Below are 20,538 nucleotides of genomic sequence, written 5' to 3'. Positions count from 1 at the left end.
CGGAGCCGCGTGCTGTGTTTTCCACGGGACCGGTCAGACGGGCTGACCGCGGGGTGTGGCTCGATTCGGGCCGCGCTTGCGTCGTCGGCCGTTGGATAACCGCTTATTTTAACTGAGTTTTTGCGAACGAGGTCAGATTTCCGGCGAGATCGCCAACTTGCGCGAGTTCGACTGCCCACGCGGCGGCGCGACGCTTCAGCGCAGGACCGTGGCGCTGGAATTCTGCCCAGTCCGGCTCTCCCGCGCCGTTCCACGCGTGCCAGAAATGTTCGAGTGCGGTGCGCGCTTGCGCGGGCAACGTGCGCGTGTAGTGTGCGAGCGCGGCGTCGAGCTTGGGAAGATGGGCGTCGTCGGCCTGCGGATAGATGTGCCAGACGAACGGCTTCGCGGCCCACTGCGCACGCACGAACGAATCCTCGCCGCGCACGAAATTGACGTCGCTCACCCATAGCAGCGCGTCGTAGCCGGGCTGTTCGGTGAACGCAAGCGAATGGGCACTGAGGTTGCCGCGCGTCGCATGGGTGCCCGCGGTAAACGACGGCAGCCCGAAAAACCGCGCGAGCGCGCCGGAAATGCGTCCCTCGGGCACCAACAGCACGATCGGGCTCACACTGTCGCGCCATTGCTCGAGCAGGCTGTCGACCGCCGGATTTTCGTACGCAAACAGCGACACCACGGTCGCGTCGGCTGGCGGCGGCGCGTGGCCCGTGGCGTTGCGCCACCAGTCGGCGCGGGTGGCCGGCGAGCCCTCGAACGCGGCGCGCGCCGCATCCAGATCCCGCTCCTTCAACACGCCACCGGTGCCGGGGCCGAGTCCGGGGAAAAAAAAGGTCTTGCTGAGCGCGTGGCGCGGGTGCGGCGACGGGCGCAGATGAAAGTCGGCGACCCAGTCCTCGGCGCTCAGATATTCGAGGTTGAGCCACAGCGGCGTGCGCGTGCGTTCGGCCATCGCCGCGATATAGACGGGTGGCAGTTCGCAGGCGAACGCCTCGATCACGACGTCGGCGACTTCGAGCGTATCGCCCGCGTGGGACGGTTCGTGCCAGTGCTCGATGATGATGCCGTCGAGCGTCTGCCGCGCCCGCTCCAGCGCGAGCGACGGGCACAGCTTCTGGAACGCATGCAGATCGTCGACGAATACGCGCACCTGCCAGCCATGCTCGCGTGCGAGTTGGCGCGCGAGGCGCCAGCACACGCCGATGTCGCCGAAGTTGTCGATGACCGCGCAAAAGATATCGCAGGCGATCGGGTTGGCAGAGACAGCGGGTGGTCCGGAAAGGGGCGCAACGCAGGACATGGCAGATCGGCTGGCTCGGTGACTCCGCCGGCGCGGAGCGGGTTCGAACGAACGCGGAATGTTCTAAACTGGCGATTCTAAAGCCTCGCTTGCGATCGCGCGCCCTTTGCCCGACACGCGGGCGGCACGACGCGACGTGCGACACCACCTCCGGCGCCCGATTTCGGTCGCCGGACGGCGCAAGCGGCGAGGCAGCGCGAGACCGTCCCACCCAATCGACCCCGCATGACCGAACCCGAAGCAACCGACACGCCCGATGCTTTCGAGCCGAAAAAAGTGCTCGCCCAATTGCCGCATCTGCCCGGCGTCTACCGCTATTACGACACGGGTGGCATAGTGCTCTACGTGGGCAAGGCGCGCGACCTGAAGAAGCGCGTATCGAGCTACTTCACGAAGACGCAGCTGTCGCCGCGCATCGCGATGATGGTTACGCGCATTGCGCGCATCGAGACCACGGTCACGCGCTCCGAGGCCGAAGCGCTGCTGCTCGAAAACAACCTGATCAAGGCGCTCGCGCCGCGCTACAACATCCTGTTTCGCGACGACAAGTCGTATCCGTATCTGAAGCTGACCGGCCACAAGTTTCCACGCATGGCCTATTACCGCGGCTCGGTCGATCGCAAGAATCAGTACTTTGGTCCGTTTCCGAGCGCCTGGGCGGTGCGCGAGAGCATCCAGATCCTGCAGCGCGTGTTTCAGCTGCGCACCTGCGAAGACTCGGTGTTCAACAACCGCACGCGGCCGTGTCTGCTGCATCAGATTGGCCGCTGCACGGCGCCGTGCGTCGCGAACATCAGCGAAGAGGACTATGCGCGCGACGTCGCCAATGCGTCGCGCTTTCTGCTTGGCCGCCAGGGCGAGGTGATGAAGGAGCTCGAGCAGAAGATGCATGCATTCGCGAGCGAGCTGAAGTTCGAACAGGCCGCGGCGGTGCGCAACCAGATGAGTTCGCTGTCGACGGTGCTGCATCAGCAGGCGATCGAAGTCGGCAGCGATAGCGACGTCGACATTCTTGCGGTGGTCGCGCTAGGCGGCCGCGTGTGCGTGAATCTCGCGATGGTGCGCGGCGGGCGGCACCTCGGCGACAAGGCGTACTTTCCCACGCACGTGGAGAGCGCGTTGACCGCGGAGGAGGGCGGGCTCGAAGACGAAGCCGGGCAAGACGACGCAGCGGCGGATGCGCGAGCGGTCGCGCCGCGAGCCGAAGCAGCGAGCGTCACGGCCGATGCGCTCGCGATCGCGCGGGACATGCCATCGGAAGACGAGGACGCCGATGGTAGTGACGAAGAAGCGATCGAGGCGACGGCAGACGATCCGAACGAAGACGAAGCCAACGATTCAACGTCCCCTCCCCCGCAACGCACAAACCGCGCACCCCGCGGTGTCGAAGCGGAAGTGCTCGAGGCGTTCATCGCGCAGCATTACCTCGGCAATCGCGTGCCGCCGGTGCTGGTGGTTAGCCATGCGCCGGGGCGCGAGCTTGTCGACGTGCTGATCGAGCAGGCGGGCCACAAAGTCACCGTGCTGCGTCAGCCGCAAGGGCAGCGACGCGCGTGGCTTGCCATGGCCGAGCAGAACGCGCGGCTCGCGCTCGCGCGGTTGTTGTCGGAGCAGGGCTCGCAGCAGGCGCGCACGCGCGCGCTGACCGACACGCTCGGCATGGAGTGCGACGACCTCGCGCATCTGCGCATCGAATGCTTCGACATCAGTCACACGATGGGCGAGGCGACCCAGGCGTCGTGCGTCGTCTTTCATCATCACAAGATGCAGTCGTCCGAGTATCGCCGCTACAACATCACGGGTATCACGCCCGGCGACGACTACGCGGCGATGCGCCAGGTGCTGACGCGCCGCTACGAGAAGATGGTCGCGCAGGCAGCCGCGAATGCCAGCGACGGAGCCGCCGAGTCGCAAAGCGACGCGGCCGCCGATCCGTCGCTCGCCGCCGATGTCGCCGAGCCGGCCGCGGCCGGCGGCGTGCTGCCGACCATCGTACTGATCGACGGCGGCAAGGGGCAGGTGGAAATCGCGCGGCAGGTATTCACGGAGCTGGGGCTCGATACCGGCATGCTGGTCGGGGTCGCGAAGGGCGAGGGGCGCAAGGTCGGTCTCGAGACGCTGATTTTCGCGGACGGCCGTGCGCCGCTCGAACTCGGCAAGGAAAGCGCCGCGCTGATGCTGGTCGCGCAGATCCGCGATGAAGCGCATCGCTTCGCGATCACCGGCATGCGCGCCAAACGCGGCAAGACGCGCCAGACTTCGCGGCTCGAAGAACTCGAAGGCGTTGGGGCGAAGCGGCGCCAGCGCCTGCTCGCGCGCTTTGGCGGCTTGCGTGGCGTGGTGGCCGCGAGCGTGGAGGATCTTGCGAGCGTCGAAGGTATCTCGCAGGCGCTCGCCGAGCAGATCTACCGGCAATTGCATTGAATTTGCCGTCGAGTCGCTGAGCGACACCAAGCGCGATCCACGCGCCGCGCGTGGCGCGTGGATCGCGCTGGTAGTGTCATGCCCGAGCCCGCTTGCTTGTGGCAGCCCTTGCGACGCGGCACAATTGCAACTCACTCGTCAGACGCTGCGCCTGCCCCATGCCGTTTAATTTTCCGATATTCCTGACCTGGCTGCGGATCGTGCTGATTCCGCTCGTCGTCGGTGTGTTTTATTTGCCCGACATGATGATGAGCCCCACGCACCGCAATCTGGCGGCCGCGACGATCTTCATCCTGGCGGCGCTTACCGACTGGTTCGACGGCTTTCTGGCCCGTAAATGGAATCAGACCTCCGCATTCGGCGCGTTTCTCGATCCGGTCGCCGACAAGCTGATGGTGACCGCGGCGCTGCTCGTGCTCGTTCAACTCACGCGGCTCGATGCTGCGATCGCGCTCGTGATCGTCGGACGTGAAATCGCGATCTCGGCGCTGCGCGAATGGATGGCGCAAATCGGCGCGTCGAAGAGCGTCGCGGTGAACTCGCTTGGCAAGTTCAAGACTGCTTGCCAGATGGTCGCGATTCCGATGCTGCTGTTCTATGGCCCGCTGCCGCTCGGCGCCGGCGTGACGGTCGACACACGCGTGTGGGGTCTATGGCTGATCTATCTCGCCGCGTTTCTGACAATCTGGTCGATGCTGTACTACATGAAGCTCGCGTGGCCGCAAATTCGCGAGCGCGGTGGTATCGCGTGAGGGGGAAAGAAAGGCCTCTGTGCGGGCGCAAAAGCGTGTTCGAGCCCCGCGTCACTACGAGCGAAATATTTTCTTGAAGTGAGATGGGTAAAAGGGGGTTGACACGTTTCAGTCGTTTCTCCATAATCTCGTTTCTCCGATGCACGCAACGCGAAACACCGGAAACGCAGTAGGTAAGGCGGTAGCAGTAAATGCAGTACAACGCGGGAATAGCTCAGTTGGTAGAGCGCAACCTTGCCAAGGTTGAGGTCGCGAGTTCGAGCCTCGTTTCCCGCTCCAGTTTTCGAAGCATCGCGTTGTTTGGCGAAGGAAAAAACACAGCGCGGTGTGAAGCAGTTCAATGCGGGAGTAGCTCAGTTGGTAGAGCGCAACCTTGCCAAGGTTGAGGTCGCGAGTTCGAGCCTCGTCTCCCGCTCCATACATCAGGGGAAGCAACGCTTCCCTTTTTGTTTGGAGGGCCGCTCGTTCTGAACTTTTCAGAGCTTCGGTTCTTCTGGTGATCACCAGATAAATCTGAGAACCCATGTCCAGGTTCCAGTCCGTTTGCGGCGCGATAGCAAAGCGGTTATGCAGCGGCCTGCAAAGCCGTTTAGGCCGGTTCGACTCCGGCTCGCGCCTCCAGTTTTCGATGTAAAGCAAAAGCCCCGACGTGTCGGGGCTTTTGCTTTTTCTGTTCCATTTTCTCCGTCCTTTGCCGAATCAGACGTTGATTGCGGACTTGAGCGACTGCACGGCAGCGTGGTTCAGAAAGTAGTAGTTCTCTTGCGGCGTACCGTCGGCGAGCGGCGCGATCTGTATGGTCGTGCCGCTCCTGATCATGTAACCCGCATAGATGCCGCCGTTGTACTGGTAGTACACGCGATAGTCGGTCGTGCTATGCCCGAGCACGCTAGTGGCCACCCATGCGCGAGCGCCCTGCAACGTGACGATGTGGCCATCGGAGAGCTGGCAGGTCGTGCGGGCCGCAATATTGCTGCATCGCTATTTATCGCATGTGGTTTTGACTCTCTCGCGAGCCGTGCGTCCCGCTTTACGTCTCATCGAGATCGGGCGATAGAATCGCAGCATCGTCACCGCACGTATTCATTGAAGCCGCATGTATTTCCAGCTCACCGGCACTCGCGTCCGCCTGCTCGGCTCGATGCATCTGTTTCCCGCGACGAGCCGTCGAACACCGCCATGGATCGCCGAGGCCTATGACTGGGCCGACGCGTTCGTATTCGAGTCCGACGCAGCAGCGATCCTGCCGTTTCTCAAAGCCGAGGCGCACCCCGACGCCGCACGGCTTCGGCCTCTCATGCGCGACGAAGCCTGGACGCAGCTGCAGACGCTCTGGCCGACCGATGGCCTGCTCGCGCCGCTTGAAACACTGCGTCCGTGGGCCGCGCTGATCGTCGCGCCGACTCTGCTGCAGCAGGTCGTCGAGGGTGTCGAGCCGCGCATGCTGCGCTCGGCGATCGCGCAGGCGAAGCCGTATCGCTATCTCGAGTCCGCACAGGACGTGGCAGTCGCGCTCGAATCCATTCCGCTCGAAGCGATCGCCGCCGCGCTCGACATGCTGATGGCCGACCGCGGCGAGCCGCAGCGCACGCTCGAACGGATGCATGCGGCGTGGCTGGAAGGCGATCTGCACGCGATACGGCAGATCGCTGCCGAATCGCCGATGTTCAATCTGCCCGGCATCCGTCACGCGATACTCGACGGGCGCAATCGCGCATGGGCCGCGCGGCTGAAGGGATTGCTGGACACGCGCGAGCGCACCCTCGTGGTCGTCGGGGCGCTGCATCTGTGCGGCCCCGGCAATCTGTCCGACTGTCTCGCACGACCCGTCGAGGCGGTGTTCTGAGCACGTCTGCGGATTTCCCGACTGAGCACAGCCGGCTGCCCGGATGAGCGGCTGGCCGCTTCCGCCAATACCATGCCCCGGCACACCGGTGCGAACCGGCAACGGTTCAAGTCACGCATCGGCCTCTACACGCGCGAGACGTCGCGCGACCTGCCGTTGCGCGCCCACGCGCGGCATAATTGCGGATCGTTGCCCGCGCTGCCGCGCCTTGACTCTGAAAGCTACCGATGACTGATTTGCAGCCCACCGCCGCCGCACGGCTTGCCCAACTCGAATGGCGCTGGAAGCCGTTCGTGGATCTGACGCGCGTCGAGGTCTACGAGATGCTGGCCGCACGCAACACGGTGTTCGTGGTCGAACAGAACTGCGTGTATGGCGATATCGATGGGCTCGACGCCGAAGCCTGGCATCTGCTCGCGTATGGCCCGGGCCACGATGCCGCGCAGCCGCCGCTGGCCGGCTATCTGCGCGTGCTGCTGCCCGATGCGGCGGATGCCGACGTGCGCATCGGCCGGGTGTTGACGACCGCGCCGTTTCGCGGCATCGGTCTTGGCAAGGCCATGCTCGAACGCTCGCTCGCGCATATCCGCGCCCAGTGGCCCGGTACGCCGATTCGCCTGCACGCGCAGGCGCATCTGCAAGGCTTTTACGGCGCGTTCGGCTTCAAACCGGTCTCGGAGATTCACGAGGAAGACGGCATCCCCCATGTGTGGATGCGCTCGGCCTGAACGCGAACGTGTCAGCGCTGGCCGTTCGCCGCCGTCGAGGCCGCATGGGTGAGCCCGCGCGTCGCTTTCGCGCGCCGCTCGGTGCGCAGGCGTCCGCGTGACGACAGTCGCATCCAGTGGCGCAGCGCGACCAGCGCGCCGATCACGCTCATCATCGAACCCGGAATCCATAGCAGGAGCCCGCCGATCTGCTGATCGCGCATCGGGCTCAGCCACGTGAACGCGCGGCCACAGATCGAATAGATCGGATATAGCTCGTGCGGCGTGAAGAAGATGAACGCGCCGAGGATGATCTGCGGTGGAATCGCCGCGATCACGACGAGCACGCGCTTGCCCGGCGCCAGACGCGCGGGCGGCGCCGGACGCGGGTCGAGCACGAGCCACCAGAACAGCAGGCCGTCGATCGCCATGCTCCAGTTCATGACGCGATAGAGCCGCCAGTCGAGCATCGCGACGAAATGGATCGGCGACAGCAACCAGAAATAAATCAGCCCGACGAACAGCGTGACCGCGACGACCGGGTGCATGACGACGTCGAGCACCTTGCGCACGAGCGGTGTTTGCAGCGCGGGCCGCACGAAGCGCTGTCGCCAGCGCACCGGAATCCCCGCGCGCAACGCCGCGCCCGGATATGACAGCGCGATGAAGAACGGCCCGAGATGATGCAGCACCAGATGCTGCAAACGATGCATGAAGAACTCATGCTCGAAGAAATAATCGAGCCGCGTATGCAGCACGACATACAGCGCGGCCAGCCCGAACCAGAACGACAGACGCCGCGCGAACGACAGCCGCGCCTTGCGCGCGCCGCGCACGAACAGGATCGCCGGGATCAGCAATGCGATCACGACGGTCGGCGAAAACTCCCAGGGATCGAGCCAGTAGAGCAGGTTCATGGCGACGGCGTTTGCGGTGGCGGCAGCCCGTGGCGCCGCTTACTGAGTCTGGCCCGGCGACTTGACCGCGAACGGCGCGCTCAGCGTTTCGCCATCGGAGAACTTCAGCATCAGATGCACGGTGTCGCCGGGCGCGATCTTGTGCTTCGCGTCCTCGAGCATCACATGATAGCCGCCGGGCGCGAGCGCGACCTGGCCATGCGCGGGCACCGTCAGCTTGTCGACCATCACCATCTTCTTCGACGAGCCGCTCGATACCGTTTGATGCAGCATCGCGTCGCCGTAGTCGTCGCTCGAAATATCGACGAGGTCGATCGGCTTGTCGCTCGCGTTGATGAGCGTTGCGTAGCCACCCGCGGGCAGGTTATTCGGCAGCCAGCGCACCCACGCGTCCTTGACGCTGATCGCGTGAGCGTCGGCCGCCTGCGCGCTCGACAAGACACCGAACGACAGCGCGAGCGCGCAAGCGAGGGAAGCGAATGGTTTGAGCTTGATTGTCATGTTGGGATGGATCGGGAGGGGATAGAAATCAGGAATGGTCATCGATGACGCGGCGCAGGTCTTGCGCGATCGCATCGGGCGTGTCGTGATCGGTGGCGAGCAGGCGCGCGTGGCCCTGGCTGTCGAAGACGTAGACGGCGGAGCTGTGCGTGACCTCGTAGTTGCCATTCGGGTCGCGCTTTTCCATCTGGTACGCGACCCGATAGCGCTTCGCCAGCGACTCGATCTGCGAATCGGTGCCGGTCAGCCCTTCGGCGTGCTGTGGGTCGAACGCGGCGACGTAGTCGTGCAAAGCCTGCGGGGTGTCGCGCGCGGGATCGACGGTGATGAACAGGATGCGCACTTTCTGCGCATCGGGGCCGAGTTTGCCGAGCACCTGCATCAGGCGGCCCATCGTCTCGGGGCAAACGTCCGGGCAATGTGTGTAGCCGAAGTAGACGAGCGATGCCCGGCCTTTGAATGAAGCGGCGCTGACGGCGCGACCGGCGTCGTCGGTCAAGGTGAAGTCCAGATCCGGCAGATGGCCGGTCACGTTGGTCAGCTGCCACGCTTCGGCACGGTGCGTGCAACCGGTCAGTGCCACGAGCGCGACCAAAGTACCCAGCGTCGCTCCCGCGGCGAAACGGCGGCCCAACCCGTGTCTGAGTCGCCAGGGTCGTGAGCGGAGCAGGGTCGGCTGCGAGCGCTGGGGTGGAAGGATCGGGAACAAAGCAGGGTTCAATGACTCGATTGGAGAGCGGACACCACGAATCGGTGGAGCGTGTCGAGCACGCCGTCAGACCGCGTGGCAGCGACTGTAGCGCAAAAACCCGGCCAGCGACGCGCGGCGGGCCCGGCGCGCGATTTGCGGGGCATTATGACGCAGGCGGCCGAAAGCCGCGTGAAGCCCGGTCGTTGTGCTTTTGAACGCAATCGACGCAAACAGGCGGGCGAACTGCCCGCCCGGCTTGAGTCCCGGCTTACTTTCTCGAAAAATTGACGGATGCGCGGTAAGATGCGCACACTTTTCCGGCCGCCCATGGCTGAAAGGCGAACCCACGCGATGCAAGCACTTCCGGCTGTTCTGTCTCCGAGCGAGACGGCATTTTTCTTCGATTTCGACGGCACGCTCGTCGAACTCGCCCCCACGCCGGACGGCGTGCTGGTGCAGCCGCGCGTGATCGATCTGCTGCGCGAGCTGCGCAGTCTGACGAACGGCGCGGTCGCGGTGGTGTCGGGGCGCGGTATCGACAGTATCGACAGTTTTCTCGGCATGCCCGATCTGCCGGTCGCGGGTCTGCACGGCGCCGAGCGGCGCGATGCGAATGGCGACACGCAGCGCATCGGTTTTCACGACCAGCGCCTGTTGCGCATGGAGCAGGTGCTCGCGCAGGTCGTCAACGAACACCCGGGCATGCTGCTCGAGATCAAGGGCGCGGCGCTCGCACTGCACTACCGCAACGCGCCGGACCGCGAGCCGGTCGCGCGCGCGGCGACCGAACGGCTCGTCGCCGATTACCCCGCGTCGTACGTGCTGCAGCCGGGCAAGATGGTCTACGAGATCAAGCCGAAAGATGTCGACAAGGGCCGCGCGACGCGTGCGTTTCTCGACGAATTGCCGTTCACGGGACGCACACCGGTATTCGCCGGCGACGATCTGACCGACGAAAAGGGCTTTGCGGTCGTCAACGAGCGCGGCGGCCTGTCGATCAAGGTCGGGGCGGGCGAAACGATGGCGCGCACGCGCGTCGAATCGGTGTCGTCGCTGCTCGACTGGCTCGAAACGATTGTCGCGGCGGCGCGCGGGGCGTGACGCCGGCGCCCCGCTCAACGAAAACAACATACTGCATCGGGAATCGCGCTTCATGAGCCGACTGATCATTGTTTCGAACCGGGTTGCGCCTATTTCGGAGGGCGGCCCGGCGGCGGGCGGTCTGGCGGTTGGCGTGTACGACGCGCTGAAGGAGACCGGCGGCATGTGGTTCGGCTGGAGCGGCGAGGTGCTCAGCTCCGGCCAGCCGCAGATCAAGGTCGAGGAGCGCGGTCCGGTGACCTTCGCGACCGTCCCGCTGATGCGTCGCGATTACGACCAGTATTACCGTGGTTTTTCGAACGCGACGCTGTGGCCCGCGTTTCACTACCGGTCCGACCTGCTGCACTACGACCGTCACGACTTCGAGGGTTACCGCCGCGTCAACGCGTGGCTCGCGCAGCAGCTCGTGCCGCTCCTGCGCGAAGACGACGTGATCTGGGTGCACGACTATCATCTGATTCCGTTCGCGCAGGCGCTGCGTTCGGCGGGCGTGAAGAACCGCATCGGTTTCTTCCTGCATATTCCGTTTCCAGCCGCGCAGGTACTGCTGACGGTGCCGCCGCATCGCGAGCTCGTCGAGGCGCTGTGTTCGTTCGACCTGCTCGGCTTTCAGACCGGCCCCGATCTGCGCGCCTTCTGCGATTACGTCATCAACGAGGCGGGCGGCTCGGTCGGCGCATCGGCGAACGGGCCGCTCACCGTGCAGGCGTTCGGCCGCACGCTGCGCGCATCGGCCTATCCGATCGGCGTCTATCCGGACGAGATCGCCGAGCTCGCGAAAGCGGGGGAGCGCGGCAAGCCGGTACGCACGATGAAGGCGACGCTGCATTCGCGCAAGCTGATCATGAGCGTCGACCGGCTCGATTATTCGAAGGGGCTGGTCGAGCGATTCCGCGCATTCGAGCGCCTGCTCGAGCATGCGGCCGCGCAGCGCAACAAGGTGTCGTTCCTGCAGATCGCGCCGCCGACGCGCGCCGACCTGCACGCGTATCAGGACATCCGCCTTCAGCTTGAGGGTGAGTCGGGGCGGATCAACGGACGTTTCGCCGAGCTGGACTGGACGCCGATCCTGTACATCCACAAGCAATACGAGCGGTCGGTGCTGGCGGCGCTGTTCCGTACCGCGCACGTCGGCTATGTCACGCCGCTGCGTGACGGCATGAATCTCGTCGCGAAGGAATACGTGTCGGCGCAGGACCCAGAGAATCCCGGCGTGCTCGTGCTGTCGCGCTTTGCGGGCGCGGCGCAGGAGCTGGATGGCGCGCTGATCGTCAATCCGCTCGATATCGACGGCATGGCCGAGGCGCTCGCGCAGGCGCTCGACATGCCGCTCGCCGAGCGTCAGGCGCGCTATCGCGACATGATGGCGCAGCTGCGCGAGAACAACGTGTCGGTGTGGCGCGATAACTTCATGCGCGATCTGCAGAACGCCGACGGTGCGAAGCGGGATAGAAGCGCGAAGACGCGTGCGGCCACGGGTGCGGCCGGCGCCGCGCGCAAGAGGGCGGCGCGCGAGAGCGTGAGCGGCTGAGCCGGCCGCAAGCCCGACAACGAAAAGCCGCTCCACGGAGCGGCTCTTTTCATGCGATGCGCAACCGGGCGCACACCGTGAGCGTTCAGGCCACGTGCTGCTCGTCGACCTTCTTGCCGCCGATATGCAGCGTCTGGCCCTTGCCATACTGCTTCGCGAGCAGGTCGCGATAAAGGCCCGGACGCTGGCGCAGTTCTTCCGGCGTGCCGTCGTCGATGACCTTGCCGGCGCTCATCACGATGATCCGGTCGAAGTTGTTCAGCGTCGACAGACGGTGTGCGATCGCGATCACCGTGCGGCCGACCATCAGCCGGTCGAGCGCCTTCTGGATCGCTTCTTCGGAGGCGCTATCGAGTGCGGACGTGGCTTCGTCGAGCAGCAGGATCGGCGCATTCTTCAGAATCGCGCGCGCGATCGCGATGCGCTGGCGCTGACCGCCCGACAACTTCACGCCGCGGTCGCCGACGATCGTGTCATAGCCGTCCGGCATCGCTTCAATAAAATCCGCGCAACGGGCCTCGCGGGCGGCGGCGAGCACTTCCTCGCGGCTCGCCTCAGGGCGGCCATACGCGATGTTCTCGTACACCGAGCGGTGGAGCAGCGAGATGTCCTGCGGCACCAGCGCGATCGCGTGGCGCAGGCTGTCCTGGGTGATCGTCGCGATGTCCTGGCCGTCGATCCTGATCGCGCCACCCTGGGTTTCGTAGAAACGCTGCAACAGCGCGAGCACCGTCGATTTGCCGGCCCCCGACTTGCCGATCAGGCCGACGCGCTGACCCGGCTCGATATTCAGGTCGAAGTGATCGAGAATCGCCCGGCGGCGCGGATAGGCGAACGTGACGCTGTCGAACGTGACGCGGCCTCCCTGCGGAACGAGTTCGGTCGCGTCGTCGCGATCGGGCATGCCGTGCGGTTCGAGCAGCGTGCGCACGGCTTCCGCGAGTCGCGCGACGTGCTGCGTGACATCGACGAGCGCCACGGCGAGGTCGCGCGTGCCGTGCAGGATCGTGAAGCCGAGCGAACTCACGAGCACGATGTCGCCCGAGGTCGCGCGGCCCTGGTCCCATAGCCACAGCGCCCAGCCGAGCAGGCCGGCCGACAGCAGCGCGGTGATCACGGCGTGCAGCAGACGCAATTTTTCGAGGTAGAGCAGACTCTGCTGGCGCGCGTCCATTTCCGACTTGACCGTCGACGCAAAGCGCTGCTGCTCGCGCAACGTCATGCCGAACGCGCGCACGAGCCCCATGTTGCTGATCACGTCGACGAGTTCGCCATCGACCGATGCCGCCTTGGTCGCGAAATTATGGTGGCGCGCGGAGCCGCGGCCCGCGAGCTTGTACAACACCACCGCGAGGATCGCAGAACACAGCATCAGGCCGCCGGCCATCAGCGGGTTCACCGCAATGATCATCACGATGGCGCCGAGCACCGCGATGCAGGGCGGAAGCACGTTCCACGCGGTGGTGTTTTCGGCGGTGTAGACGGCGTTCGAGGTCGCGGTGATCCGGCTCGCCAGCATGCCGGGCTGCTTTTCGGCGTAGTAGGTCGGCGAGTGGCCGCTCAGGTACTGGAACAGATCGCGCCGCAGATCGCCCGTCACGGCGACGAACGTGTGCGCGGCGAACCAGCCGCCGACCCGCCATAACAGGTTGTCGGCGGCAATCAGACCGACGAGGATCGCGAACGCGCTCCACAACGGCCCCGGATGATGCCGGCCGGCGGCGAGCACGTCGATCAGATGTTTGATCGCATATTGCGAAGCGAGCGCACAGCCCACGGCCGCAAATACACTGCACAACACAATCGCATGCCCGAACGGATGGCGGCGGATAAAGCGGAAGAGAAACGCCAACGGCCGATGCGCATAGCTCGCGAGCTTTGCGTCCTGGGCGTTACGCTGGGCGATGGTCAAGTGTTCCAATTGAGCAGAGATCGATGTGTTGCGGGTTGTGCATGCAAAGCGCGTCCCACACGGAAAAGTATGGCTCTCCGTGCAGCCGATGCTTCGCATTGTAAACATGCAAAGACGATTGCGCCCTGTGTAACCGGGCTTTTGGCGCGACTGATTTCGCGATGGGCCTCCGCGATATGCGTCGTCCCGACGCACCGCAAGCCGGGCGATCCACGCCAGTTGCGGCCTATTTCGAGATAAAATTACAAACAGCATTCAACCGTGGCGCGGCAATTGCTGAATGTCTGGCGGCAAGGTTGGTGCGAGAGAGTCCCCAAATCCAGTACCGTCGTGCCTCGCTGAACCCCGTGAAGACTGTAGAACTGTCTCGGAAAACAAGGGTTTGCAAAGTGTTTCGTGTCTGTAACAACGTAAAGTCTTTGAAATGCCATGGCGCCGCAACGATCCGGGCGCCGATAATGCGGGCTCGTTGGGCCGGCAAATTTTCTGACAGTTTGTCAACGTAGGTGCGGCATGCGCGTTTACTCGCACATGCGCAGACGCTCACCACCGGTCTGGGCTCTTTATCGAAGCGATCCATCGCAGGATTTCTCAAAAGAATCAGGCCCGCGCCGGCATCTCCGGCCAGACTGCCCTGGCGAGCAAGCGAGTCGCTTTTTCCAAATGCAGTACTTTTGCCTGATTTTTACTAGGAGTTCGTCATTATGCGAATCGCTCAAATCGCTCCGTTGCACGAGGCGGTTCCTCCCAAGCTGTATGGTGGTACGGAACGCGTGGTGTCCTACCTGACCGAGGCGCTGGTCGAGCAGGGCCACGACGTCACGCTGTTTGCGAGCGGTGATTCGCAAACCTCGGCGAAGCTCGAAGCGTTCTGGCCGCAGGCGCTGCGCCTCGACCCGACGATCCGCGACGTGATGGCGCCGCACATGCTATTGCTCGAAGAAGTGCGCCGCCGCGCGGACGAATTCGACGTGCTGCATTTCCACATCGACTACTATCCGTTCTCGCTGTTCGCGCGTCAGCCGGTGCCGTTCGTCACGACGATGCATGGCCGTCTCGATTTGCCGGAACTGCAGCCGATCTTCAACACGTTCAGTGACGTGCCAGTCGTGTCGATTTCGGACAACCAGCGCATTCCGCTCGCCCAGGCCAACTGGCAGCAAACGGTTTATCACGGTCTGCCGGAAGACGTGCTCAAGCCGATTCCTAACGTCGAGCCCGGCTACCTCGCATTCCTGGGCCGCGTGTCGCCGGAGAAGGGGCTCGACAGGGCGATTCGCATCGCCGGGCAGGCAGGCATGAAGCTCAAGGTCGCCGCCAAGATCGACAAGGCCGACCGTGCCTACTACGAAGAAGTCATCAAGCCGCTGATGTCGTTGCCGCACGTCGAGTACATCGGCGAGATCGGCGAAGCTGAGAAGCGCGAGTTTCTCGGCAATGCGCAGGCACTGGTGTTCCCGATCGACTGGCCGGAGCCGTTCGGTCTCGTGATGATCGAAGCGATGGCTTGCGGCACGCCGGTGATCGCGTTTAATCGCGGTTCGGTGCCGGAAGTGATCGAAAACGGCGTGTCGGGCTTCGTCGTGGAAGACGAAATCAGCGCGGTCGCCGCCGTGAAGCGACTGCATACGCTGCCGCGCGCTGGTGTGCGCAAGGCGTTCGAGGCGCGCTTCTCGTCGAAGGTCATGGCGAAGAACTACGTCGCTGTGTACGAAGAGTTGCTGCGTCAGAAGCACCGCACGGTGCTGCGTGAAGTCAACGCAAACTGAGGCGCGGTTCACGCTTCGCAGGTGATGCGCAGTAACTAGAACGCTGGCACCAAAGGAACCCGTCGCAGGTTTCCTTTGCTGCGCTCAACGCCCCGTCGGCATTTTGCCAGCGGGGCGTTGTTGCATGCGCGCCGCGTTTTTCATCGGCACCCATCCGAAAGTACGGGATTCCGCGCGGCGCGAACGAGTCAGTCTCGGTAATATCCCTATAATGGCCGTGCCGCAAAATGGGCGGCGCCGCCGACGACAGGAGGAAGCCTTGGCGAGTACGAAAGAGACGCGTGCGAACGCCGCGCCCGGCGCTGGAACGATTTTTACGTTGCGCGCCATCGGTCTCGTGCTCGCCGTCCGCTGGTTTTTCTCGATGTCGGAGATGAGCCTCTCCACCGCGCTGACCGCGATGGCGTCTTCGCCGTGGGCCTGCATCAATCTCGTCTTTATGTTCCTGCTGATTTTCCTGCCGGGCGCGCGCGCCGTCGCCGAGCGTCCGTTTCATCCGCTGCCGCAATGGCTGCGTCAGGCTCTGCGCCTGTTCGCGTTCCTCGGGTTGCTGTTCGCGCTATGGTCGGTCGGTGCGTTCGTCGCGAGCGCCGGCGGGCGTCGCGCGATGCAGGCGGTCGCCGCCACCAACGGCTGGCTGCTCGCGGCGCCGGCGCTGTATGCGATCGTCGTGTGGATCTGCCGGCCGCTACCATTGTGGCGGACCAACGTCGCGGCGCGGCGTTTTGCGATCGGCCGCTATGCGGTGTCGCTCGATCCGCTGACGCGCACCGTCGTCGTGTGGGCCGAGCGGCGCAAGGTCGGGCAATACGATGCGCGCGAATTGTCGGTGCGTTGGGCGAGTGGTCCCCAGGTGCGTTCGACGTCGACCCCCACGTCCACGCCCGCGGTTGTGTTCGGCGCGGCGGGCGAGACCAGCACGTCAGCGGTGCCGATGAGGTCGGTCGCGACGCCCTCTCTTGCGCGCAGCGCGTTCGGCCTGCGTCCGAAGATCGAGTTGTTGTGGGATTCGCCCGCCGCCGCAGGCCATAACCGGCAGACCGTTTTCCGCGCCGCGCTGACGACCGAAGGCGATCGTGTTGCCGCCCGCGCGCTCGACACGACGTTGCGCCAGTTCTGACGCTGCGCGTTTTGTGCTATCGGCCACATCGCGTGGCCGATGCGCGCATCCCGGAGCGTTGCTTCACCGATAATGCAAAAGGCGCCCGGCCAGCAGGCGGGCGAGTGGAACACTCATCGATCGTATCGCGTCTTTCGCAGGAGTCGCTATGCTGGTTCGCTGGTTGCTTGCCGCGCTTCATCTGCTTGCTTATGGTTTCGCGCTGGCGTCGATCCTCCGACGCACCTGGTCGCTGCGTCGCGCGTCGGTGCCGGCGGCGTTGCGTTCGGTGTTTCGTGCCGATACGCGCTGGGGCATCGCAGGGCTGGTGCTGGTCGTGACCGGCCTGATGCGCGTGTTCGGCGGTTACGAGAAGGGCGCCGACTACTATCTGCACGAACCGCTCTTTCACGTGAAGATGGGGTTGCTGGTGCTGATCCTGATCCTCGAGGTGCCCACGATGCTCGGCTTGATGCGCTGGCGCGCGTCGATCCGTAGCGGCGCGGCGCCGAATCTGAAGAAGGCGCGCTCCTACGCCCACTTCAACGTCATCCAGACCGTGGCGCTGGTTCTGATGGTGCTTGCCGCGACGGGCATGGCGCGCGGCATCGGGCTGCCCGCCGGCGCGGTGTAGCGCGGCGGGCTTTCTACTTCTGCGGGCATGGCGCGCGAGGCGTGGCGCCGCGCGCCGCGGCGGCCCGTGCTTCCCTGCGTCGCGCTAGCCGACCATCAAGTCCGAATCATCGACGCGGTCAGCCGCGAAGTCCGCCGGCTCGCCGAGGCCCTTGATCAACTCCAGCGCCTGGCGCTCGAACAGCCGCCGGTACAAGCCGTTGTCGCGTTTGATCAGCGCGTCGTGACTGCCTTCCTCGACTACCTTGCCCTTGTCCAGCACCAGCAGCCGGTCCAGCGCACGTACCGTCGAGAGCCGATGCGCGACCACCAGCGTCGTGCGGCTCTGCATCAGGCGCTCCATCGCGCGCTGGATCAGCACTTCGCTTTCGCTGTCGAGGCTCGACGTGGCTTCGTCGAGAATCAGGATCGGCGCGTCGGCGAGAAAAGCCCGCGCGATCGCGACACGTTGACGTTCGCCGCCCGATAGCTTGATCCCGCGTTCGCCGACCAGCGTGTCATAGCCGTTCGGCAGCGCGGCGATGAAGTCGTGTGCGCTCGCGAGCCGCGCAGCCCGCTCGATGTCTGCGCGGCTCGCGCCGGGCCGCCCATACGCGATGTTCTCGGCGAGCGAGCGGTGAAACAGCACCGGCTCCTGCTGAACGATCGCGATCTGGCTGCGCAGCGACGCCTGCTGGACCTGCGCAATGTCCTGACCGTCGATCGTGATCCGGCCGCCCGAAATGTCGTGAAGACGCTGAATCAGCTTGATGAAGGTCGTCTTGCCCGAGCCCGAATGGCCGACGAGCCCGACGCGCTCGCCCGGCGCGATGCGCACGGAGAAGTCGTCGTAGAGCGGCCGGCTGTGCGCGCCATAGTGAAACGACACGTGCTCGAAGCGGATCTCGCCGTTGCGGATCGAGATGGGGCCGGCGCCGGGCCGATCCTCGATGCCGAGCGGCTGGCTTTCGAGCGACACCAGTTCCTCCATGTCATTGACCGAGCGCTGCAGGTTGCGGATGTGCATGCCGATGTCGCGCAGATATCCTTGGAGCATGAAAAACATGGTCAGCGCGAACGTGATGTCGCCCACGCTCGCTTCCCCGCGCGCCCACAGCAGCAACGCCACGCCGAGAATCGCGGCCTGGATCGCGGCCAGCATGCCGCCCTGAAGGCCACCGTTGAGCGTGCCGCGCACCCATGTGCGGCGCGTGCGCTGTCGCCACTTGCCGATCACGCGGGCGAGACGTGCTTCCTCGCGCGCTTCCGCGCCGAACGCCTTGACGACGCCGTTGCAGCTGACCGCGTCGGCGAGCGCGCCGCCCATGCGCGTGTCCCACGCGTTCGCGAGACGCGCGGATGGCGCCACGAAGCCGAGCGACACCGTCACTGTCACGCCGATGTAGAGCGCCGAGCCGATGCCGACGACGAGGCCCATCATCGGCCAGCGCCAGCCGAGCAGCGCAGTCGCGCCGACCAGCATCACGAGCGACGGCAGCAGCGCGATCAGCAGCGTGTCGTTCAGCAGATCGAGCGCCCACATGCCGCGCGTGATCTTGCGCACGGTCGAACCGGCGAAGCTGTTCGCATGCCAGTCGGTCGAAAAGCGCTGCACGCGATGAAACGCCCGTGCGGCGATCTCGCTCATCATCTTCAGCGTGAAACGGATGATGTTGAAGTACACGCCTTGGCGCAACAGCGTCGCGGCGAGGCCGAGTGCGGCGAGCACGCCGAAGGCCTCGAGCGCGTGATGCCGGACGGACGCCGAGGAAGCCGGGCCAGCCGCGATCGCGTCGACGAGACGTCCGGCGAAGACCGGCGTCAGGATGTCCGCGCCCGCGGTGAGCAGTGCGAGCGCCGCAATCACGACGATGCGCCACGGCTGTTGCGTCCAGTGGCGGAAGGTGAAGCCGAGGACATCCTTGAAGGCTTGTCCGCGAAAGTCGAGTTTTCTATTGGCCATTTACTTTCGACCCGGCGTCGCGCGGGCGCGCCGAGGTTCCAGTCAGAAGCGAAAAGGGCAGACAGCCAACGGATGCCGGAATGCGCAAGAGAAACGCGCGGGGAAAAAACGACGGCATACAACGGCAAGGGAACAGCGGACTGTCTGGAACGAACGCGGTGCGCCTGCGCAACCGGCTCCGCGTCGGCGACTGCTGTGCGGCTTTTAAGGTCGCATCGGTCGTGTCGGATGGGCCGACGGTCGCGAGACCATGAAAGGGAGCGCGCGTTGCATTGCGAACATTTGGCGCCTCCCTGTAATGGTTCAAGATGGAGAAACCGGACGGACCCGGACCGGGCGAATGCCGGAGTGCTGAATATATCAGCCGCGCGCGGTGCTCGCCAAGATACGGAACGACGTGGTTCTGCCGCCAGCCGCACCCCGGGCGACATACGCGAGGTATTACCGGCAAATAGAAAAAGGGCTTGCGCATTGCTGCGTAAGCCCTTTTGTCTTCGGTGATCGACACACCAAGAATCTGGTGGGTAGTACTGGGATCGAACCAGTGACCCCTGCCGTGTGAAGGCAGTGCTCTACCGCTGAGCTAACCACCCGAAGAGATTGAAATTATGTCAGGGAAATTCGGGTTCGTCCAGTCTTTTTTAAGTAGTTTGCTCATCGGCCGCCGGAACGGCTTCAAGACGCCATACGCTCGTGCCTTTGACGGCCTTGTCGAGATCATTGAGCACGGCTTCATGGGCGGCGCTTTCGTCGTCGGTCGCGGCGAGCACGACGAGTTCCAGCGAGTCGAGCGCGACGCGCGGCGCTTGCGTATCGGGGCCGGCCTGCGCGTCACCGAGCATGTCGATGACGAGGCTTTCCTGGCCGCGCGTCATCGCCAGATAGACTTCGGCGAGCAGTTCAGAGTCGAGCAGCGCGCCATGCAGCGTGCGGTGCGCGTTGCTGATGCCGAAGCGGTCGCACAGTGCATCGAGCGAATTGCGCTTGCCGGGGAACATCTGCTTGGCTTGCGCGAGAGTGTCGATGATCTGGCCGCAATGCGTGCTCACCGGCGGCAGCCCGAGCAGCGCGAACTCGGCGTCGAGAAAGCCGATGTCGAACGGTGCGTTGTGGATGATCAGGTCCGCGCCCTGGATGAAGTCGCGAAACTGGTCGATGATCTCGGCGAACTTCGGCTTGTCGCTCAAAAATTCGGTGGTCAGGCCGTGCACCGCGAGTGCGCCCGGATCGCTGTCGCGCTCCGGGTTGATATAGAAGTGCAGGTTGTTGCCGGTCAGCCGGCGGTTCACCAGCTCGACGCAACCGAGTTCGAGAATCCGGTCGCCGCCGCGCGGGTTCAGGCCGGTAGTTTCGGTATCGAGGATCAGCTGACGCATGTCGGATTAACCTGCTTAAAAGGAATGGCAGAAAAAAGCG

The 20,538-nt window shown here is 64.6% G+C and carries 17 protein-coding genes and 4 tRNA genes; 12 read left to right on the top strand and 9 right to left on the bottom strand.

What is annotated here, in order from left to right:
- Positions 1–103 precede the first annotated feature (103 nt).
- Positions 104–1,297, bottom strand: coding sequence for an elongation factor P maturation arginine rhamnosyltransferase EarP (earP, locus tag LJ655_RS17885; RefSeq protein WP_230562575.1), 1,194 nt, complete (start codon positions 1,295–1,297; stop codon positions 104–106).
- Between the two features lie 225 nt (positions 1,298–1,522).
- On the opposite strand from earP, the gene uvrC reads away from it, so the two are divergent.
- The 5 genes from uvrC to LJ655_RS17860 all read left to right on the top strand — a co-directional run bounded on the left by uvrC (position 1,523) and on the right by LJ655_RS17860 (position 5,094).
- Positions 1,523–3,721 carry an excinuclease ABC subunit UvrC gene (gene uvrC / locus LJ655_RS17880; protein WP_230562574.1) on the top strand — a complete coding sequence of 733 codons (2,199 nt, stop codon included), beginning with the start codon at positions 1,523–1,525 and terminating at the stop codon, positions 3,719–3,721.
- A gap of 158 nt (positions 3,722–3,879) precedes the next feature.
- The gene (gene pgsA / locus LJ655_RS17875; protein WP_230562573.1) at positions 3,880–4,473 is read left to right on the top strand and encodes a CDP-diacylglycerol--glycerol-3-phosphate 3-phosphatidyltransferase; all 594 of its coding nucleotides are present in this window, start codon (positions 3,880–3,882) and stop codon (positions 4,471–4,473) included.
- A gap of 203 nt (positions 4,474–4,676) precedes the next feature.
- Positions 4,677–4,752 (top strand) — tRNA-Gly (locus tag LJ655_RS17870).
- Between the two features lie 63 nt (positions 4,753–4,815).
- Positions 4,816–4,891, top strand: a tRNA-Gly gene (locus LJ655_RS17865).
- Between the two features lie 129 nt (positions 4,892–5,020).
- Positions 5,021–5,094: transfer RNA gene (locus tag LJ655_RS17860), tRNA-Cys, on the top strand.
- 78 nt (positions 5,095–5,172) lie between these two features.
- Here LJ655_RS17860 and LJ655_RS17855 read toward each other — a convergent pair.
- Entirely contained in the window at positions 5,173–5,373 is a 201-nt protein-coding gene (locus LJ655_RS17855) for a hypothetical protein (RefSeq protein ID WP_230562572.1), read from the bottom strand.
- Between the two features lie 196 nt (positions 5,374–5,569).
- Here LJ655_RS17855 and LJ655_RS17850 point away from each other — a divergent pair, with 196 nt between their 5' ends.
- Together LJ655_RS17850 and LJ655_RS17845 are read left to right on the top strand one after the other, a co-directional pair.
- Positions 5,570–6,319 (top strand): TraB/GumN family protein, encoded by a 750-nt coding sequence (locus LJ655_RS17850; protein ID WP_230562571.1) that lies wholly within the window; start codon positions 5,570–5,572, stop codon positions 6,317–6,319.
- A gap of 227 nt (positions 6,320–6,546) precedes the next feature.
- Positions 6,547–7,047, top strand: a complete 501-nt coding sequence (locus LJ655_RS17845; RefSeq protein WP_230562570.1) for a GNAT family N-acetyltransferase — start codon at positions 6,547–6,549, stop codon at positions 7,045–7,047.
- 11 nt (positions 7,048–7,058) lie between these two features.
- On the opposite strand, the gene LJ655_RS17840 is transcribed toward LJ655_RS17845, so the two are convergent.
- Genes LJ655_RS17840 through LJ655_RS17830 form a run of 3 tightly spaced genes read right to left on the bottom strand, consistent with a single transcriptional unit; the run spans position 7,059 to position 9,078 of the window.
- Complete coding sequence (locus tag LJ655_RS17840) at positions 7,059–7,943, bottom strand: cytochrome c oxidase assembly protein (RefSeq protein ID WP_230562569.1); 885 nt, start codon at positions 7,941–7,943, stop codon at positions 7,059–7,061.
- Between the two features lie 39 nt (positions 7,944–7,982).
- Positions 7,983–8,444 (bottom strand): copper chaperone PCu(A)C, encoded by a 462-nt coding sequence (locus LJ655_RS17835; RefSeq protein ID WP_230562568.1) that lies wholly within the window; start codon positions 8,442–8,444, stop codon positions 7,983–7,985.
- 28 nt (positions 8,445–8,472) lie between these two features.
- On the bottom strand, positions 8,473–9,078 hold the full coding sequence (locus tag LJ655_RS17830; RefSeq protein ID WP_230562567.1) for an SCO family protein: 606 nt from the start codon (positions 9,076–9,078) through the stop codon (positions 8,473–8,475).
- 408 nt (positions 9,079–9,486) lie between these two features.
- Here LJ655_RS17830 and otsB point away from each other — a divergent pair, with 408 nt between their 5' ends.
- Together otsB and otsA are read left to right on the top strand one after the other, a co-directional pair.
- Complete coding sequence (otsB, locus tag LJ655_RS17825) at positions 9,487–10,236, top strand: trehalose-phosphatase (RefSeq protein WP_230562566.1); 750 nt, start codon at positions 9,487–9,489, stop codon at positions 10,234–10,236.
- 52 nt (positions 10,237–10,288) lie between these two features.
- Entirely contained in the window at positions 10,289–11,767 is a 1,479-nt protein-coding gene (gene otsA, locus LJ655_RS17820; protein ID WP_230562565.1) for an alpha,alpha-trehalose-phosphate synthase (UDP-forming), read from the top strand.
- 85 nt (positions 11,768–11,852) lie between these two features.
- On the opposite strand, the gene LJ655_RS17815 is transcribed toward otsA, so the two are convergent.
- A complete protein-coding gene (locus tag LJ655_RS17815; protein WP_230562564.1) occupies positions 11,853–13,688 on the bottom strand; it encodes an ABC transporter ATP-binding protein in 1,836 nt (611 codons plus the stop codon).
- 695 nt (positions 13,689–14,383) lie between these two features.
- Between LJ655_RS17815 and LJ655_RS17810 the strand changes: the two genes are divergently transcribed.
- The 3 genes from LJ655_RS17810 (at position 14,384) to LJ655_RS17800 (ending at position 17,181) form a co-directional block, all read left to right on the top strand.
- On the top strand, positions 14,384–15,448 hold the full coding sequence (locus tag LJ655_RS17810; RefSeq protein ID WP_230562563.1) for a glycosyltransferase family 4 protein: 1,065 nt from the start codon (positions 14,384–14,386) through the stop codon (positions 15,446–15,448).
- A gap of 259 nt (positions 15,449–15,707) precedes the next feature.
- Positions 15,708–16,568 carry a hypothetical protein gene (locus LJ655_RS17805; RefSeq protein WP_230562562.1) on the top strand — a complete coding sequence of 287 codons (861 nt, stop codon included), beginning with the start codon at positions 15,708–15,710 and terminating at the stop codon, positions 16,566–16,568.
- Positions 16,569–16,716: 148 nt separating this feature from the next.
- Positions 16,717–17,181 (top strand): DUF2214 family protein, encoded by a 465-nt coding sequence (locus LJ655_RS17800; protein ID WP_230562561.1) that lies wholly within the window; start codon positions 16,717–16,719, stop codon positions 17,179–17,181.
- Between the two features lie 84 nt (positions 17,182–17,265).
- Here LJ655_RS17800 and LJ655_RS17795 read toward each other — a convergent pair whose 3' ends face one another.
- The 3 genes from LJ655_RS17795 to dnaQ all read right to left on the bottom strand — a co-directional run bounded on the left by LJ655_RS17795 (position 17,266) and on the right by dnaQ (position 20,498).
- On the bottom strand, positions 17,266–19,122 hold the full coding sequence (locus tag LJ655_RS17795) for an ABC transporter ATP-binding protein (RefSeq protein ID WP_230562560.1): 1,857 nt from the start codon (positions 19,120–19,122) through the stop codon (positions 17,266–17,268).
- Between the two features lie 518 nt (positions 19,123–19,640).
- Positions 19,641–19,715: transfer RNA gene (locus tag LJ655_RS17790), tRNA-Val, on the bottom strand.
- Positions 19,716–19,763: 48 nt separating this feature from the next.
- Positions 19,764–20,498, bottom strand: a complete 735-nt coding sequence (gene dnaQ / locus LJ655_RS17785; RefSeq protein ID WP_230562559.1) for a DNA polymerase III subunit epsilon — start codon at positions 20,496–20,498, stop codon at positions 19,764–19,766.
- Positions 20,499–20,538: the final 40 nt, after the last annotated feature.

It is taken from the genome of Paraburkholderia translucens, from assembly GCF_020881035.1.
Classification (GTDB): Bacteria; Pseudomonadota; Gammaproteobacteria; order Burkholderiales; family Burkholderiaceae; genus Paraburkholderia; species Paraburkholderia translucens.
This window is presented reverse-complemented; position numbering and strand designations above follow the sequence as displayed.

Bases quoted from the DNA above. Each gene is read 5' to 3' on its own strand.
- dnaQ (WP_230562559.1), bottom strand. From the start codon at position 20,498: ATGCGTCAGCTGATCCTCGATACCGAAACTACCGGCCTGAACCCGCGC.
- pgsA (WP_230562573.1), top strand. From the start codon at position 3,880: ATGCCGTTTAATTTTCCGATATTCCTGACCTGGCTGCGGATCGTGCTG.
- LJ655_RS17835 (WP_230562568.1), bottom strand. From the start codon at position 8,444: ATGACAATCAAGCTCAAACCATTCGCTTCCCTCGCTTGCGCGCTCGCG.
- otsB (WP_230562566.1), top strand. From the start codon at position 9,487: ATGCAAGCACTTCCGGCTGTTCTGTCTCCGAGCGAGACGGCATTTTTC.
- LJ655_RS17810 (WP_230562563.1), top strand. From the start codon at position 14,384: ATGCGAATCGCTCAAATCGCTCCGTTGCACGAGGCGGTTCCTCCCAAG.
- LJ655_RS17840 (WP_230562569.1), bottom strand. From the start codon at position 7,943: ATGAACCTGCTCTACTGGCTCGATCCCTGGGAGTTTTCGCCGACCGTC.
- otsA (WP_230562565.1), top strand. From the start codon at position 10,289: ATGAGCCGACTGATCATTGTTTCGAACCGGGTTGCGCCTATTTCGGAG.
- uvrC (WP_230562574.1), top strand. From the start codon at position 1,523: ATGACCGAACCCGAAGCAACCGACACGCCCGATGCTTTCGAGCCGAAA.
- LJ655_RS17845 (WP_230562570.1), top strand. From the start codon at position 6,547: ATGACTGATTTGCAGCCCACCGCCGCCGCACGGCTTGCCCAACTCGAA.
- LJ655_RS17800 (WP_230562561.1), top strand. From the start codon at position 16,717: ATGCTGGTTCGCTGGTTGCTTGCCGCGCTTCATCTGCTTGCTTATGGT.
- LJ655_RS17850 (WP_230562571.1), top strand. From the start codon at position 5,570: ATGTATTTCCAGCTCACCGGCACTCGCGTCCGCCTGCTCGGCTCGATG.
- earP (WP_230562575.1), bottom strand. From the start codon at position 1,297: ATGTCCTGCGTTGCGCCCCTTTCCGGACCACCCGCTGTCTCTGCCAAC.
- LJ655_RS17795 (WP_230562560.1), bottom strand. From the start codon at position 19,122: ATGGCCAATAGAAAACTCGACTTTCGCGGACAAGCCTTCAAGGATGTC.